General features: G+C 57.8%; 15 protein-coding genes and 1 riboswitch. Of the genes, 7 read left to right on the top strand and 8 right to left on the bottom strand.

Annotated features, from left to right (window positions below):
• Positions 1-50 precede the first annotated feature (50 nt).
• Genes NH395_RS13405 through NH395_RS13395 form a run of 3 tightly spaced genes read left to right on the top strand, consistent with a single transcriptional unit; the run spans position 51 to position 2,127 of the window.
• Positions 51-692, top strand: a complete 642-nt coding sequence (locus NH395_RS13405) for an amino acid ABC transporter permease (protein WP_253025553.1) — start codon at positions 51-53, stop codon at positions 690-692.
• Between the two features lie 9 nt (positions 693-701).
• On the top strand, positions 702-1,367 hold the full coding sequence (locus NH395_RS13400; RefSeq protein ID WP_253025551.1) for an amino acid ABC transporter permease: 666 nt from the start codon (positions 702-704) through the stop codon (positions 1,365-1,367).
• Complete coding sequence (locus tag NH395_RS13395; protein WP_253025550.1) at positions 1,360-2,127, top strand: amino acid ABC transporter ATP-binding protein; 768 nt, start codon at positions 1,360-1,362, stop codon at positions 2,125-2,127. Before NH395_RS13400 ends, NH395_RS13395 begins: the two co-directional genes overlap by 8 nt.
• A 29-nt stretch (positions 2,128-2,156) precedes the next feature.
• Here the strand turns inward: NH395_RS13395 and NH395_RS13390 are convergent, their stop codons facing one another.
• The 7 genes from NH395_RS13390 to NH395_RS13360 all read right to left on the bottom strand — a co-directional run bounded on the left by NH395_RS13390 (position 2,157) and on the right by NH395_RS13360 (position 10,317).
• Positions 2,157-2,918 carry a M15 family metallopeptidase gene (locus tag NH395_RS13390; protein WP_253025549.1) on the bottom strand — a complete coding sequence of 254 codons (762 nt, stop codon included), beginning with the start codon at positions 2,916-2,918 and terminating at the stop codon, positions 2,157-2,159.
• A gap of 17 nt (positions 2,919-2,935) precedes the next feature.
• Positions 2,936-4,213, bottom strand: coding sequence for a TRAP transporter large permease (locus NH395_RS13385; RefSeq protein ID WP_253025548.1), 1,278 nt, complete (start codon positions 4,211-4,213; stop codon positions 2,936-2,938).
• A 42-nt stretch (positions 4,214-4,255) separates the two neighbouring features.
• Positions 4,256-4,747, bottom strand: coding sequence for a TRAP transporter small permease (locus tag NH395_RS13380; RefSeq protein WP_253025538.1), 492 nt, complete (start codon positions 4,745-4,747; stop codon positions 4,256-4,258).
• A gap of 92 nt (positions 4,748-4,839) precedes the next feature.
• Complete coding sequence (gene dctP, locus NH395_RS13375) at positions 4,840-5,889, bottom strand: TRAP transporter substrate-binding protein DctP (RefSeq protein WP_253025536.1); 1,050 nt, start codon at positions 5,887-5,889, stop codon at positions 4,840-4,842.
• 114 nt (positions 5,890-6,003) lie between these two features.
• On the bottom strand, positions 6,004-6,942 hold the full coding sequence (locus NH395_RS13370; protein WP_253025534.1) for a LysR family transcriptional regulator: 939 nt from the start codon (positions 6,940-6,942) through the stop codon (positions 6,004-6,006).
• Positions 6,943-7,016: 74 nt separating this feature from the next.
• A complete protein-coding gene (locus tag NH395_RS13365) occupies positions 7,017-8,279 on the bottom strand; it encodes a D-amino acid dehydrogenase (RefSeq protein ID WP_253025533.1) in 1,263 nt (420 codons plus the stop codon).
• Between the two features lie 166 nt (positions 8,280-8,445).
• Positions 8,446-8,547: riboswitch (glycine riboswitch) on the bottom strand.
• A gap of 99 nt (positions 8,548-8,646) precedes the next feature.
• On the bottom strand, positions 8,647-10,317 hold the full coding sequence (locus tag NH395_RS13360; RefSeq protein ID WP_253025532.1) for an isovaleryl-CoA dehydrogenase: 1,671 nt from the start codon (positions 10,315-10,317) through the stop codon (positions 8,647-8,649).
• 182 nt (positions 10,318-10,499) lie between these two features.
• On the opposite strand from NH395_RS13360, the gene NH395_RS13355 reads away from it, so the two are divergent.
• Positions 10,500-10,793: a hypothetical protein gene (locus tag NH395_RS13355; RefSeq protein ID WP_066314766.1), complete on the top strand. Its 294-nt coding sequence runs from the start codon at positions 10,500-10,502 to the stop codon at positions 10,791-10,793.
• 24 nt (positions 10,794-10,817) lie between these two features.
• On the opposite strand, the gene NH395_RS13350 is transcribed toward NH395_RS13355, so the two are convergent.
• Positions 10,818-11,387 carry a gamma-glutamylcyclotransferase gene (locus tag NH395_RS13350; protein WP_253025531.1) on the bottom strand — a complete coding sequence of 190 codons (570 nt, stop codon included), beginning with the start codon at positions 11,385-11,387 and terminating at the stop codon, positions 10,818-10,820.
• A gap of 37 nt (positions 11,388-11,424) precedes the next feature.
• On the opposite strand from NH395_RS13350, the gene NH395_RS13345 reads away from it, so the two are divergent.
• The 3 genes from NH395_RS13345 (at position 11,425) to NH395_RS13335 (ending at position 14,913) form a co-directional block, all read left to right on the top strand.
• On the top strand, positions 11,425-12,342 hold the full coding sequence (locus NH395_RS13345) for a histone deacetylase (protein WP_290443834.1): 918 nt from the start codon (positions 11,425-11,427) through the stop codon (positions 12,340-12,342).
• Between the two features lie 34 nt (positions 12,343-12,376).
• Complete coding sequence (locus tag NH395_RS13340; RefSeq protein WP_253025529.1) at positions 12,377-13,243, top strand: CbiX/SirB N-terminal domain-containing protein; 867 nt, start codon at positions 12,377-12,379, stop codon at positions 13,241-13,243.
• Between the two features lie 80 nt (positions 13,244-13,323).
• Complete coding sequence (locus NH395_RS13335) at positions 13,324-14,913, top strand: ABC-F family ATPase (RefSeq protein WP_253025528.1); 1,590 nt, start codon at positions 13,324-13,326, stop codon at positions 14,911-14,913.
• Positions 14,914-14,917 lie beyond the last annotated feature (4 nt).

Here is a 14,917-nt window from a genome sequence, read left to right as displayed (position 1 = left end):
TATCAGCCGGGCGGCTGTTATCCAATCAAGCGAATCAGGGGTGAGTGAGCGTGGACAGTAGCGCATGGGGGCTTCTTATTCAGGGTGCCTGGACCACGCTGTGGATCTCCGGCATATCCATTGCCATCGGTGTGGTGATGGGGCTGTTGATTGCGTTGCTTCGAGTGGCAAAAATTCCCGTTCTGCATCAACTGCTAGGCGTCTACATCAGCCTGGCGCGGGCAACACCGCTGGTGACGCTGGTGCTGTTTATCTTCCTAACCGCGCCGACCATGGGCGTTAACCTCAACCGCAATGTGGCCGGTATCATTGCGCTAACCCTCAATACCACTGCCTTTAACGCCGAAATTTGGCGCTCTGCGTTCAACAACTTCTCCAAAGAGCAGCGTGAAGCTGCACTGGCGATTGGCATGACCCCATGGGTCTATTTCCGCCGCATTATGCTGCCGCAAATTACCATTACCAGCCTGCCGGGCCTGGTCAACGAGATGTCGTTTCTGATCAAAGGCAGCCCTGCCATTGCCGTCATCGGCGTGGTCGACCTGACCCGTGTGACCAACCGTATTTCAGCGGTGACCTACGACCCACTGCCACCCATTTTAGCGGCGGCGGCGCTGTATATGCTGATTATCAGTCTGTTGATGTGGTTTCAACGCGTCGCCGAGCGTAAAGCCAGCCGACTGGCCGTTTAGGGAACCTCTATGAGCAATTGGGACATTCTTTGGTCGTCATACGATGTGTTTTTAAGTGGTTTTTATAACACCTTAAAACTGTTTGGCTTATCCGCCGTGTTAGCTTTTTTAATGGGCAGCGGCATGGTGTTCTTGTTGGAAGGCTCTCGACCGCGTTTGAAGATTCCGCTGCGGATCTTTATTGATGGCATGCGCATGCTGCCGTTTTTGATATTGGCTTATCTGCTCTATTACGGTTTACCCAGCGCAGGCATTCGTATGAGCGCCTGGACGGCTGGGATGGTTGCCCTGGTGATTTACCACGGCGCTTATTTTGCCGAGATTCTGCGCGGCTGCCGTGCCACTTTTGCTCAAGGGCAAGTAGAGGCCGCCATCGCCCAAGGGTTTTCGCAGCCGCAAATGTTTATGCGCATTATCCTGCCGCAGCTGATTTTGAAAACCCGCGGCCTGTTGGGCAATCAACTGATTATCCTGCTCAAGGACACCGCTTTTCTGGTCATTATCACCGTGCGCGAACTCACCGCGGCGGCGAGTAGCCTGTCGAGCACCTACTTCATTCCCATGGAAGCGTTCATTGTGGTGATCGGCTTCTACTGGCTCATCAGTATTGGTTTAGAACTGTTTATCAAAATGATTGGCCGTTTTGGCGCCAAGCGAGGATTCGAAAATGCCTGAGACCGCCGCTGTGAGTATTCGTAATCTTTCCAAAAGCTTCGATGGCATTGAGGTGCTGCGGGATGTATCGCTGGAAGTGCAGCCCGGTGAGGTGGTGAGTATTTTGGGCTCATCGGGTTCGGGTAAATCGACCCTGTTACGCTGCATTAACTGGCTTGAGCACCCCGACCGCGGCGACATTCGTATCGACGGCGACCGTATCGGCGTGAGTGATACCGGCAAATCAATGTCGCGCCGTGAGTTGGCAGGCATGCGCGCGCGCCTGGGCATGGTGTTCCAGGGCTTTAACCTCTGGCCCCACCTCAATGTATTGCGCAATGTCACCGAGGCGCCTATTCACGTTCAGGGCTTGAGTAAAGCCGAGGCAGAAGAGCGGGCCATGGCGCTGCTCGAAAAAGTCGGTATGGCCGACAAACGCGAACAGTACCCCTATACGCTATCGGGCGGGCAGAAGCAGCGGGTCGCGATTGCTCGGGCGCTCGCCATGCAGCCCAGGGTCATGCTGTTTGACGAGCCCACTTCAGCTCTCGATCCCGAACTGGTGGGCGAGGTGCTAGGGGTTATCAAAGACCTCTCCAAAGAAGGCTACACCATGGTGCTGGTAACCCACGAAATGGAGTTTGCCAGGGCAGTCTCTGACCAGGTGGTGTTCCTCGATAAAGGCATCATTATCGAAAAATCCCACCCCAGCGAGTTCTTTGAGAACCCTAAAACCGATCGGGTGCGGCGCTTTCTTGAGCTTGAGGCACCAGCGGTGTGAATTCACTTAATCTGGCGTTGGGTTGAGCCTTACCCCAACTGCCTGCGCCAGCGGTTCTCAATGGTATCCAACTCGGCAGCCCCATAATGCGCATGACCATGTTGCCCGTAGTAGGCCCATAATTGATCGCCATAATCGAAGTGCCACCACTCGCTGGGCAGGTTGGTGAAGCCATGCTCGCTCATGATGTGATACAGCAGGCGGCGATGATCCCGTGCTTTACGTTGCTGAGAGGTCAGCGATTCCAGATGCTCGAAATAGTCGCTATGAGAGGCCGGTAATGCCTCGTCAAACAGGGTGCCCATATCCAGCGGTAGGCCATCGGCATCACATAGCGTGACGTCGACAGCCCCGCCCGTCAGGTGCGGGCTGGGGGCGAGCGGGTCACGGCTGGGTACCGAGACAAACTCCCTGGTACGCTCCAGTAACTCTGCTTCACTGAGCTCGGGCTGGTGGTGGTGGATGGCTTCGTGCAGGGTGTCGAACAGATACTGCTGCACCCGCCATGGACGCCAGCCGTCAAGTACGATTAAACCGATGCCGTCGGGCAAGCTGCGTGCTGCCGCGAGTAGTGCCCGATAAACCCCCTCACGTACGAAACATTCCGGTATCGCACCCGGAATGCCAAGCCGAGCATAGGCGGGAAAAACGCTGATCGGTGCGGGTGCAAGGCTCATCGGCATCAAACGCTCACCGTTATCGTCAATGGGTACGCGGCGCAGCTGTTCCCAGCAGGGGGCTGGGTAGCTGGGTACAGGCGGCAAGGCCTTCAATAGTGTGTTCAAAGGCATCGTCTTATCCAAGCGGGTTATCCAAGCAGAGTCGGTAGCCACAGCGTCAGCGGTGGGAAGAGAATCAATAAAATAAGTACCGCAATTGCTGTCAGCACAAAGGGCCAAATGGTTCTGAATAGCGACACAATTTCAAGACGACTAACCGCAGCCGCCACGAATACGCATGCGCCCAGTGGTGGCGTGATCAGCGCAATGGTGATGTTCAGCGTGATGATGATACCCAGATGGATAGGGTCGATACCCGCCATCATGGCGACCGGCGCGAAGATGGGCGTCAGTAGCATCAACGCCGATACCTCCTCCATGAACATCCCGGTGACAAAGGTGATGGCACTGAGCAGTAATAAAATAACGACACTATTATCCACATAGGGGGATAACAGTGACACAAACTGTTCCGGCACCTGAGCATAGGAAAGCAGCCAGCTAATCGTGGCTGAGGCAGCCATGATCAGGAAAATGGCAGAGGTCAGGCGCGCCGTATCCAAAATGGCTTTCCAGCATTCCTTGAGCCGTAACCCACCCAGCACGACACCACATAAGGCGACATACAGCGCTGTCAACGCGCCCGATTCTGTAGGCGTAACAAAGCCCAGCACAATGCCGGCAACGATAATGAAGGGAGCAATGAGTGCAGGCAGAGCCGCCATGAACGCCAAGCCAAGCTGACCCAATGAGGGAAGTTGAGCGCTTTTGGGTAATCGGTGGCGCCAGGCATACCAGGCGTTCATGCCCATAAAGGCAATACCCAGCAACAGCCCGGGCACGACGCCCGCCAGAAAGAGATCACCGACTGACGTATTCGTCAGCGAGGCGTAAAGAATCATGAAGATACTGGGCGGAATAATCGGGCCAATCAGCGAGCTGCCCGCGGTCAAACCGGCGGCAAAGGCCCTTGGGTAGCCCTCTTTCTCCATGGCGGGTACCAGCAGCGAACCAAGCGCCGAGGTATCGGCCACGGCAGAACCATTAACGCCTGCAAAGAAAACGCTCGAAACCACGTTGACGTGACCCATACCGCCCCGCAAGTGGCCAACTATCAGGCGGGCGAAGCCCATCAGGCGCTCGGTTAAGCCACTGACGTTCATCAGGTTGCCAGCCAGTATAAATAACGGAATGGCCATCAGTGAGAACACATTGATACCACCGAAGAATTGCTGGGGCATCATGCGTGGAATCATCGAGAAGTCGACGAATAAAAACCCCACAAACGCGGTGGTCAACAACGCAATAAACAGTGGCAGCCCCAGTAATACGTGGCCCAGGAAAACGGCCAGCATGGTCAAAGTCATAGGGAGTCCTCAACGGTCTTCATAGAGAGCCCTCAACGGTCTTCATAGAGTGTCCTCGACGGTCTTGAGGGGCGCGGGACCATAGAGAAGCACATGCCAAGCCAGTAGTAGGAAGCCAAGCGGTAACGAGAGGAGGGGCACCGTGCGACTGATGCCAAGCCCGGACGTGGTAAACATGCTGACCGACAATGCATAGCGATAGCTAACCCATGCGCCGCCCGCTGCAATCAACAGGGTAAGTAGCCACTGGTACACATTGAGCAGGCGAGCGAAGGGGGCTGGCAGTAGCTTCTCCAGCAGCCCGACGCGCATATGTCCGCCTTCCGACCAGACGGCGCCTGCCGCGAGCATCACGGTGGCGATGATCAGGAAGCGCGATAGCTCATCCGTCCAGATAGGGGCACCACCGGCAACGTAGCGGGCGAAAACACCATAAAGAATGGCCGCCACATTAAGAGATAACAGCGCTCCTGCCAGGGTAAGGGTGATCGGACGGCTGATCGTCAGAAGACGGAGCCGAAGCGTTTTGAACATGGCAGCCTTCCATGAAGTTCAGAAATGTGAAGTGAAAAAATAGAGGGCCGGTAAAGTACCAGCCCCTGTTATTGCCACGGCGACAGAAACCGTTAGTCGAGCAGGTCGCTCATACCCGCATCTTCCAGCGCCATATCGATCCAGCGTTGCTCGATATCACGCTCTTCGAGCCATTCAAGGTAAGCAGGCTGGCCGATTTCGCGGAAAGCGGTGAGCTCCTCTTCAGAAGGGCGAATCACTTCCATACCCTGTTCTTCCAGGTAGGCAATCCGTGAGTCGACCTGCTCCTCGTTGTGCTCGCGGGCATTCTGGTTCGCTTCGGCGACGGCTTCCTGAAAGGCATCACGAAGCTCGTCATCCCAACCGGCTATCATTTCGCTGTTGCCCACCAGGAACTGATTCGAATACTGGATGTTGGCAAGCGTCAGGTAGTCCTGTACTTCGTAAAGGCTGCCCAGGATGATATACATCGGCGGGTTCATCTGGCCGTCCGCTACCCCGGTGCGCAGTGCCATGTAGGTTTCAGTCCAGGGAATCGGCGTACCCGATGCACCGAAGGCCTCATAGAGCGCAACCTGGCTTGGGTCCATGGCCCGGAAGCGGAGACCTTCGAAGTCGTCAGGGTGACTGATAGGCTTCTCGTCATTGGTAAAGGCTAAAAAGCCGCCTTCCTCGACGACTGCCAGCATATCGATACCGGCGCGCTCCTTCAGCGCCGCACTGACTTCCTGCCAGTACTCCCCTTCATCAAAGAAGGTACGGGCCGCTGCAAAATCGTCGAACAGAAACGGAATCGCACTGACGAAAATTTCATCGACGAGAGGCGAGACACCCGCAAAGGACGCCACGTTGAGCATGGGCGTGCTCATGGTCTGCTCCATGCGCTCCTGCTCTTCGCCCAGTGAGCTATTGGGATATAGCTCTAATTGAATCTGGTTGTCGGTTTTTTCCTCGACCAGTTCCTTAAGGTTAGTGGCAAAGACGTGTACAGCGTTCTTGTCGGGGTCGGGGGCGCCGTTGTAGCCCAAATTTATCGTGGTCTCGGCGACGGCATTGCCAGCCATCAGGGCAGAGCCAATCAGGCAAGCCGAGATGAGCCGCTTGGGTGAAAAGCGTTGGGTCAACACTGGGTGAGTCAACATAGTCAGTCTCCTGGTTTATTGTCGTGAGCTGTAGGGTGCTGAGTGAGCGCTATTAGCTTTATAGGTGCTGCCTACAGGAAGACTATGTATTGAGGCGTTGACTATGCAAGACCTTTAGTGTGGACTTTGTTGCAACAGTCGAGGCGCATCGGCCGAGAAAAAGCGCATGCCTTTGTGTAAATGATCGATACAGGCCGTGGAAGCCACAGGGAGTTCCTGCCCCTTTAAGCTAACGATCTGCGCACGGGTACCGTTCATCACCGGGTAGCGCATGGGTAGCGTGCAAATTTCGCCACGCTTTATTTCATCGATGACGGTGATTTCCGGCATAAACGTAACGCCAATGCCTGAACGAACGAAATTCTTCAACACAGATACAGAGTTGGTGTGCAGGCGCGCTTCGAGATGGATACGCTCCTGGTGAGCCACCATATTGACCATTTGCCGCATGCCGAATGGGTTGTCCATTAATGCCAGCGGCCAATCCTTTAAGTCATGCAGCGTCACGGGCCGCTTCAGCTCAATGAGGGGGTGATTGGGGGGAACAATGACATCGAGTGGCTGACGCGTTTCCACATGGCAGTAAAGCTGCGGGTCCACCGGCGGTGCATAAAGTAGCGCGATATCCACTTCACGGTCTTTGAGTAGCGACATCGCTTCATTGACGCCCGCCATACGGACTTCGACATTAATACCCGCAAACGCCGACATGAACGTGCCTAGCGGCGCGGTGATCAGATCGGCGATAAACCCTTCCCCAACGGCGATACGTACTTCGCCTTTCGCTAGGCCCTGAAGTGCCATGAGTTGGGAGAGTACGGCCTCCTCAGAGGCCCGCTGGGCGTGAAAGTGATGCACCAGCAACTGACCGGCTGCGGTTGCACGCATGCCGCGGCCGTGTCGTTCGCATATCTGGGTATCCAATTCTTCTTCAAGTGCTTTTAATTGGCGGCTAACGGCGGAGGCGTCGACATTCAGATGGGCCGCGGCGCGCCTTAGCGAGCCGCGGCGAATGACTTCATTGAGGTAAGTTAATGCACGTTGATTAAGCATAAAGACACCTGACCATAAGGTGACATCCATATTAACGGATGACCGCTTGGCAAGTGCAATGGGTGCAGATCAGGCTAAGCGAGTGGTTGGGTAGATCGCTCGCCTTGTGCGTTTTTCGCCTCCACTGCATCCGCCAGCATATCAGCGGTAATGGCAGAGAGCGTCCAGCCCAGGTGGCCGTGGCCGGTGTTGTAGAACACCGTGGGCAGTTTGCCGGGGCCGACCTTGGGCAGCATGTTGGGGAGCATCGGGCGCAGGCCCGCCCAGGGTATCACGCGGCGGGTGCTGACCCCGGGGAAGCACTCTTCCACCCAGCGAATCAGCGGGCGGATGCGGTTGTCGCGGATATCGCGATTGAAGCCGTTAAACTCGGCGGTACCGGCGATGCGGAAGCGTTCATCCCCAAGGCGGCTGGTGACCAGCTTGGTTTCATCATCCAAGAGGCTGACCGTTGGCGCAGCCTGTTGGGAGGCAGCATCATCGAGCTGCACGGTAATCGAGTAGCCTTTGACCGGGTAGATATTGACCCGGTCGCCGAGTTTGGCGGCTAGGGCGCGGCTGCCCACTCCAGCGCATACCACCACGCTATCAAAGGTTTCGCGCACCGGTTCGCCGTCAGCCTCGCCTTCAAGAGAGGCGGTGATCCAGGCGTGCTGTTCGTCCGCGCCGATGTCCTGCACGCTATGGCCATATTTCAGCGTTACACCGCGACGTTCGGCGGCTTGCGCCAGGCCGTGGGTAAACTTGTGAATATCGCCGGTGGCGTCGCTTTCGGTGAAGAAACCGCCATAGTAGTTGCCCGCCAGGGTGGGTTCGATGGCACGCATTTCCTCGGGCGTCACCGGCTGGCGCTCCAGGCCACCTTGGCTGAGCAGCTGGGAGACCTTGGCGGCGTGGTCATAGCCCGCTTTATCACGGTAGATATGCAGAATGCCTTTCTGCTTTAAGTCGAAATCGATCTGCTCGTCTTTCGCCCACTGAAACAGGTGTTCGCGGGCGGCAATGGCCAGCCGTGCGGTCTCGGTGGTGTTGGCGGCGTACTTGGGAATCGCGGCAATAAATTCGCCAAACCAGCTGAGCTTGTGCCAGCTCGGGCGGGGATTGACCAATAGCGGCGCGTCGTTTCTGAGCATCCAGCGCAGGCCCTTGATCACCGTTGGCCAGTGGTTCCACACCTCGGCGTTAGAGGCTGACAGCTGACCGCCGTTGGCAAACGACGTTTCCATCGCGGCATAGCGATGCTTTTCAAAGACAGTGACCTCATAGCCACGTTTGGCCAGGGCGTAGGCGCTGGTAATACCAGTGATACCACCACCGATAACGGCAATGCGTTGCATAAGTCTCTCCGGTTTTCATGAGCGTCGGGAATCCCACCTAACGGCGTAATGGCTGCTGGGCGTACCCCTTCCGTCATGGAACCTGAGAGATTCGCGTGCCCTGTGGGGCGCGCTTGCTCCTTCGGTGGGCTGAGTGACGCAGTCATCAGCCGCTCTTCGGAAAGTGAGGGTCATAGCGGTCCGGTTGCCTGAGAGTTTCCGGGGTTGTTGCTCCTTCGGCGCTGGCGTCATCCTTGTGAGATGCGCCAAGCTCTCCCGCTATTACCTGATTATTGTTTAATCGTGGTGGTTTTTAACGTTATCAGCTTCGCGATGGAAGTCGACCAAAGTCGTGAACGCTGATTCCACGGGGCCTCTATCAACAGAATTACTCTGCTGGCTGGGCCCGCGCAATGATCGCCGCGCAATCGAGCCCGGTAGGTAGCGTGCCGGTACTGAGGCCGTTGCGTTCAGCCAGCCGTCCGGCGCAGAACGCATCAGCCACACAAGCCGGGGCGTGCTGTACCAGCAGGGCGCCCTGCAACGCCAGGGCCATACCGTCCGCCAGCTGGCGGGCGCGGTACTGGAGCGCTTGGGTATCCTGCAGTTCCCGCTGTAACTGGTGAATAAAGCGGTCCAGATGTACATCAGCGCCTTTTGCCTTGGCGAGTTCCGCAAAATAGGCGTCGAACACCTCGGGCTGCTTTTCAATCGCGCGCAGGATATCCAGGCACTGGACGTTACCGCTGCCTTCCCAGATGGCGTTAACCGGCGATTCGCGGAACAGGCGCGGCATCACATGGGTTTCCATGACACCGCTACCGCCAATCACCTCCATCGCTTCATAGGCATGATGGGGCGTGCGCTTGCAGATCCAGTACTTGCCAACCGGCGTGGCGATTCTCGCAAGCAGGCGTTCGTGCTCATCGTCTTGCTGGTCCATGGCTCGGGCCATGCGCAGCATCAGGGTGGTCGCGGCTTCACTCTCGATGGCCAGGTCGGCGAGCACGTTTTGCATCAGTGGCTGTTCGCTCAAACGTGCCCCGAAGGCATGACGGTGGGTGGCGTGGTGAATCGCCTGGGCGGTGGCCTGGCGCATGCCAGCCGCGGAGCCAATCATGCAGTCGTAGCGGGTCATGGCCACCATCTCGATGATGGTGCGCACGCCGCGTCCCTCGTCGCCCACCATCCAGGCAAAGGCGCCGCGTAGTTCGGTTTCGCTGGAAGCGTTCGCCACGTTGCCCATTTTGCGTTTGAGTTGCTGGATATGCAGCGGATTTTTAGTGCCGTCGGGTCGCCAGCGCGGCAGCAGAAAACAGCTCAAGCCGCCGGGTATCTGGGCGAGCACCAGAAAAGCGTCGCACATCGGCGCCGAGACAAACCATTTATGGCCGACCAGTTCATAGGCCTCGCCCGGACCGCCTTGATCAATCGGGTAGGCGCGGGTGGTGTTCAGGCGCACATCGGAGCCACCCTGCTTCTCGGTCATTGCCATACCCAGGGTGACGCCCTGTTTTTCGAAATAGGGCAGGTTGCGCGGGTCGTAGTGGGGCGCGGTGATTTTATCGCCCCAGCTCTCAAGCAGATTGGGCTGATGGCGTAACGCAGGCAGGGCCGCGAACGTCATGGTAATCGGGCAGCCGTGTGCTGCTTCCACCTGGGTGTTCAGGTAGTAGTTGGCGGCGCGTGTAACGTGCGCACCCGGGCCTGGGTTTCGCCAGGGACTGGCGTGCAGACCGTGCTCCACCGCTGTTTTCATAAGCTGGTGATAGGCCGGGTGAAACTCGATCAAATCGACCCGATGGCCCTGCCGGTCATGGGTCACCAACTGTGGTGAGTGGCGGTTGGCGTCAAACCCCAGGGCGATGGCGTCGGACGAGCCTGCCCACTGACCAAATGTTTTGAGAGCCGTGTCGTCAGTGCCGCCTTCGCGCTTGACGCCTTCCTGAAGCGCGCGATCGGTTGTGTAGCTATTGACGTTTTCCAGCGACGGTGGCTGGTTTTCCACCTGATGGGTGCTGGCTTGTAGCTTATCAGCGAGGGGGAAGTGTGACGGCATGGTGACCACCTCTTATTGTGTTAGAGGGCCAATAATGAAGCGGCAATTTTTAAACGGTTGTTTGGTCAACTTTAGCGCGATGCGCCCATTATGCAAACACCACGGTTTTGGCCCCTCGCTTTGCGCTAGCGCAAGACTTCACTGACAATAGGGCGTCGCTCCTTTCAACATGGATATGAGTCATGCAAGCAAACGGATTTTTTGATGATGTTGGCGAAACGATCGGTGAAGTGATTCGTGGCGTCGTCGAGTTTCTACTGGGTATTTTTACCAATCTCTTCGGCGCGTTCGATGAGTTTATCGATGGCCTGACGCGCTCGCTGGGCATCAGCGATTCGTTCTTCAGCATCGTGGTGCTGATCATCGGCGTGCTCATTCTGTGGGGAGGATTGAGGGCCTTTTTCCGCGGTTCGATCATCGGCGGTATCATCCGAACCCTGCTGGGACTGTTTATCCTGGCGTGGCTGATGATGTGAATATGTCACCGGGTAGCCCGAGGGTTACCCCAGTTGCTTCTCCAGCGCGAAAATATGCGCGTCATCCACCCCCAGCTCGCGCAGAGCATGGGCAAGGTTCAAAAGATACTCACGATTGGGGCCGCTGGGGCCATGGGCCTGATTGATCTGGCGGGCAATATCCGCAAGCGGTGCCTCGCCAAGAAACGCCGGATTGTCCTCGCTTGCCAGATAAATCAGCCCCTCGCTCCTGCCGGCATCATTGCCATTGTGGTCAAGGAAGGTCAGCGGCACTTTTTCCCGCAGGTAGCCGTTTTTCTCGCGCACATCCAGCGGCCCGAGCACATCGGGCGTAATGCGGTAGGCCATGCCGTGGCACACCGCACCTGGCGAGCGGATCAGCGTCGCCACACGCCCCGGTGCTTCAGGGGTGCCGCGATGGTCGTGGGAGGCCTGCCAGAAGCGCCGCGCCCAGCCGGTAATGTATGCGGGCTGGCGCTCCAGGTAGTCAAAATCAGCTTTCCAGATCAATGAGCCGTAGCCAAACAGCCACAGGTCGGCATGCTCATCGAAAAAGTTTCTTTGCTGGTTTAAGGCAGTGGTATCAAGCAACATAAAGCATCTACCCCGATTACCTGAGTGGCAGCGCGCAATGGCGTTAACGATCGTCCATCATCCCGGTTATACGATTGATTTACCAGCTAACCACCCCTTTCCAATGGAGAAGTTTCGCGTCCTTCGCCAACAGCTTGGGGAGCAGACGATGGCGACGCCAGTCGAGTGGCTGACCCCTCGGCCTGCCAGCATCGGCGCTTTGTCGCGCGTGCATACGCGGGCTTACCTTGACGCTTTTCTGAACGGTACGCTTGATCGTGCCGCTCAGCGCCGTAGTGGCTTTGTGTGGTCTGACGCCCTGGTCGAACGGGTAAGGTTGGAAACCGGTGGTACGCTGCTGTCGTTAGAAGTCGCTTTGGCTTCAGGACTTGCCTGCAACTCAGCCGGTGGCACCCATCACGCCCATGCTGATGCAGCAAGCGGTTATTGCTTGATTAATGACCTTGCCGTTGCGGCGGCTCACGCCCTGGCGCAAGGCTGGGTCGAGCGGGTGTTGATCGTCGATTGTGATGTTCACCAGGGTGATGGCACGGCGCGCCTCTTCGCTGGCGTGCCCGGCGTCTTTACGTTTTCAATGCATGCCGGGCGCAACTTTCCCGCCCGCAAAGCGAAAAGCGACCTGGATATCGCCCTTGCCAATGGCATGGAAGACGATGCCTATCTGGCAGTGCTGGCATCGCGATTGCCAGGGCTGCTGGCGGCCTATCAGCCCGATGTGGTGCTTTATGACGCCGGTGTGGATGTCCATCGGGATGACCGCCTGGGCTATCTGGCGCTGAGTGACGAAGGGCTGTATCAACGGGATGCCTATGTACTGGCGTGCTGCCGCGAAGCTGACATTCCCGTCGCGGCGGTGATCGGTGGTGGCTATGATCGTGATATCGTCACGTTGGCAGAGCGCCACGCCCAGCTTCATCGAGCGGCGGCGGATGTGCTTGAACGTACCGGCGAATAGTAATGAAAAAATAGTAATGCAAAAGGAGGCAGGCATGCGCGCAATCTTTCTGGTGGATAACGGCTCCCTAAGGCCCCAGGCAACGCATAACTTGCGGCGTGTGGCGGCATCTCTCAGCGAGCTCATGGGCGAGACCGTGCAGGCAGCCTCGCTCCTCCACTCCAACAAGATCCCCGCTGAAGAGGTGGACGGCATCCCCGCGATAACGCTGGGCCCCGCTGCCGAGCGGGCGGCTGAGCAGGGCGCCGACGAGATTATCGTGCTGCCGTTCTTTTTCGGCCCCAGCAAGGCGCTGACCGGTTACCTGCCGGAGCGGATGGCCGCCATGCAGGAGCGTTTTCCTAACGTTAATGTGCGCGTGGCCCAGCCGCTGGTCGATGAACTGGGCGATAACGACCTGCGCCTTGCCGAGCTGTTGGCCGACAACGTGCGTGAGCAATCCGCATCAGGCCAAACGCCGAGGGTCGCGCTGGTGGATCATGGCAGCCCGATCCCTGAGGTCACCGCCGTGCGCAACCGCCTGGCAGGCCAACTGAGTGTGCTGCTGGGCGATGAAGCAGCCAGCGTTGTCGCCGCCTCTATGGAACGCCGCGAGGGCGATGAGTACCGCTTTAACGAACCGCTGCTGGAAAATCTTCTGGATAGATCCGAATTTCACGCCGGGCCGGTGATCCTGGCAATGCTGTTTCTGTCACCCGGGCGCCACGCGGGGGAAGGCGGCGATATTGCCGAGATTTGCGCGGCGGCTGAACAGCGTCACCCAGGGTTGAGTGTTGTCTCCACCAAGCTGGTAGGTGAGCATCCGGGCATCGTCGATATCCTGCACACACGCCTGCGCCAAGCGCTTGATGGCGAACGCTTTCTGCTGGCGTTGTCGGCCCCCGGCGACGCGGCACACTAGGCGATGGGTGTAACAGGGCTCAAGAGCGCGTAGAATCGCGGGCCTTTCGATGCGCACTCTACATACCCAGGGCCCAGATCTTGATCGCAACCGCTAATATCACCATGCAGTTCGGGGCCAAGCCCCTGTTTGAAAACGTCTCCGTCAAGTTTAACAACGGCAATCGCTACGGCCTGATTGGCGCCAATGGCTGCGGCAAATCCACCTTCATGAAGATTCTGGGCGGCGAGCTCGAACCGACGTCCGGCCAGGTGATGCTGGATAGCAGCACGCGGCTGGGCAAGCTGCGTCAGGACCAGTTTGCGTTTGAAAACGAGCGCGTCATCGACACCGTGATCATGGGCAACGACGAGCTTTGGTCGGTCACCGCCGAGCGCGAGCGGATCTATTCCCTGGCGGAAATGAGTGAAGAAGACGGCATGGCGGTGGCAGATCTGGAAGTGCGCTTTGCCGAACTGGATGGTTATACCGCCGAAGCCCGCGCGGGCGAGCTGCTCCTTGGGCTGGGCATTCCCATCGAACAGCATACCGGCCCGATGAGTGAGGTGTCGCCCGGCTGGAAACTGCGCGTGCTGCTGGCTCAGGCACTGTTTTCGGACCCCGATGTCCTGCTCCTCGACGAACCTACCAACCACCTGGATATCAATACCATCCGCTGGCTGGAGGACATACTCAAGGCGCGCAACAGCACCATGGTGATCATCTCCCACGACCGCCACTTCCTGAATAGCGTGTGCACCCACATGGCGGACCTGGATTACGGGGAAATCACCCTCTTCCCGGGTAACTACGACGACTACATGACCGCGGCGACGGCTGCGCGCGAGCGTCAGCACTCGGACAATGCCAAGAAAAAGGCCCAGATTGCCGAGCTGCAACAGTTTGTCAGCCGCTTCTCGGCCAACGCCTCGAAAGCGAAGCAGGCCACCTCGCGGGCGCGCCAGATCGACAAGATCAAGCTGGAAGATATCAAGCCTTCAAGCCGGGTTAGCCCCTTTATCCGCTTTGACCAGAATAAGAAGATCCACCGTAACGCGGTCAATGTGGACAATATCAGCAAAGGCTATAACGGCGAGACGCCGCTGTTCGAGCGCCTGTCGATGACCGTTGAAGCTGGCGAGCGGATCGCCATCATCGGGCCCAATGGCATTGGCAAGACGACCCTGCTGAAAACCCTGGTCGGCGAGTTGCACCCGGATGCCGGGGAAGTGAAGTGGACCGAAGCCGCCGAGCTTGGCGTGTTTGCTCAGGACCATACCGACGATTTTGCCGTGGATGCCACCCTGTTTGAATGGATGGGCCAGTGGACACAGGGCGGTGAGCAGGTGGTGCGCGGCGCGCTCGGGCGGATGCTGTTTTCCAGCGACGACATCGATAAATCGGTCAAGGTGATTTCCGGCGGCGAGCAAGGGCGCATGCTGTTCGGTAAGTTAATCCTCACTCAGCCCAATGTGCTGCTGATGGACGAGCCGACCAACCACCTGGACATGGAGTCCATCGAGGCGCTGAACCTGGCCCTGGAAAACTACCCGGGGACCCTGCTGTTCGTCAGCCATGACCGCGAGTTCGTGTCGTCGCTGGCCACGCGCATTATCGATATGCAGCCGGAGGGCATCGTCGACTTCAGCGGCAGCTATGACGATTATTTGCGCAGCCAGGGCGTTGCCTGATCCG

The sequence above is a fragment of the Halomonas sp. Mc5H-6 genome (genome assembly GCF_024124705.1).
GTDB classification, from domain to species: domain Bacteria; phylum Pseudomonadota; class Gammaproteobacteria; order Pseudomonadales; family Halomonadaceae; genus Vreelandella; species Vreelandella subterranea.
Note: the sequence above shows the minus strand (reverse complement) of the source record. Positions and strands in the feature narration are given on the sequence as shown.

Bases quoted from the DNA above. Each gene is read 5' to 3' on its own strand.
- dctP (WP_253025536.1), bottom strand. From the start codon at position 5,889: ATGTTGACTCACCCAGTGTTGACCCAACGCTTTTCACCCAAGCGGCTC.
- NH395_RS13350 (WP_253025531.1), bottom strand. From the start codon at position 11,387: ATGTTGCTTGATACCACTGCCTTAAACCAGCAAAGAAACTTTTTCGAT.
- NH395_RS13360 (WP_253025532.1), bottom strand. From the start codon at position 10,317: ATGCCGTCACACTTCCCCCTCGCTGATAAGCTACAAGCCAGCACCCAT.
- NH395_RS13380 (WP_253025538.1), bottom strand. From the start codon at position 4,747: ATGTTCAAAACGCTTCGGCTCCGTCTTCTGACGATCAGCCGTCCGATC.
- NH395_RS13355 (WP_066314766.1), top strand. From the start codon at position 10,500: ATGCAAGCAAACGGATTTTTTGATGATGTTGGCGAAACGATCGGTGAA.
- NH395_RS13390 (WP_253025549.1), bottom strand. From the start codon at position 2,918: ATGCCTTTGAACACACTATTGAAGGCCTTGCCGCCTGTACCCAGCTAC.
- NH395_RS13365 (WP_253025533.1), bottom strand. From the start codon at position 8,279: ATGCAACGCATTGCCGTTATCGGTGGTGGTATCACTGGTATTACCAGC.
- NH395_RS13400 (WP_253025551.1), top strand. From the start codon at position 702: ATGAGCAATTGGGACATTCTTTGGTCGTCATACGATGTGTTTTTAAGT.
- NH395_RS13370 (WP_253025534.1), bottom strand. From the start codon at position 6,942: ATGCTTAATCAACGTGCATTAACTTACCTCAATGAAGTCATTCGCCGC.
- NH395_RS13395 (WP_253025550.1), top strand. From the start codon at position 1,360: ATGCCTGAGACCGCCGCTGTGAGTATTCGTAATCTTTCCAAAAGCTTC.
- NH395_RS13385 (WP_253025548.1), bottom strand. From the start codon at position 4,213: ATGACTTTGACCATGCTGGCCGTTTTCCTGGGCCACGTATTACTGGGG.
- NH395_RS13345 (WP_290443834.1), top strand. From the start codon at position 11,425: ATGGCGTTAACGATCGTCCATCATCCCGGTTATACGATTGATTTACCA.
- NH395_RS13340 (WP_253025529.1), top strand. From the start codon at position 12,377: ATGCGCGCAATCTTTCTGGTGGATAACGGCTCCCTAAGGCCCCAGGCA.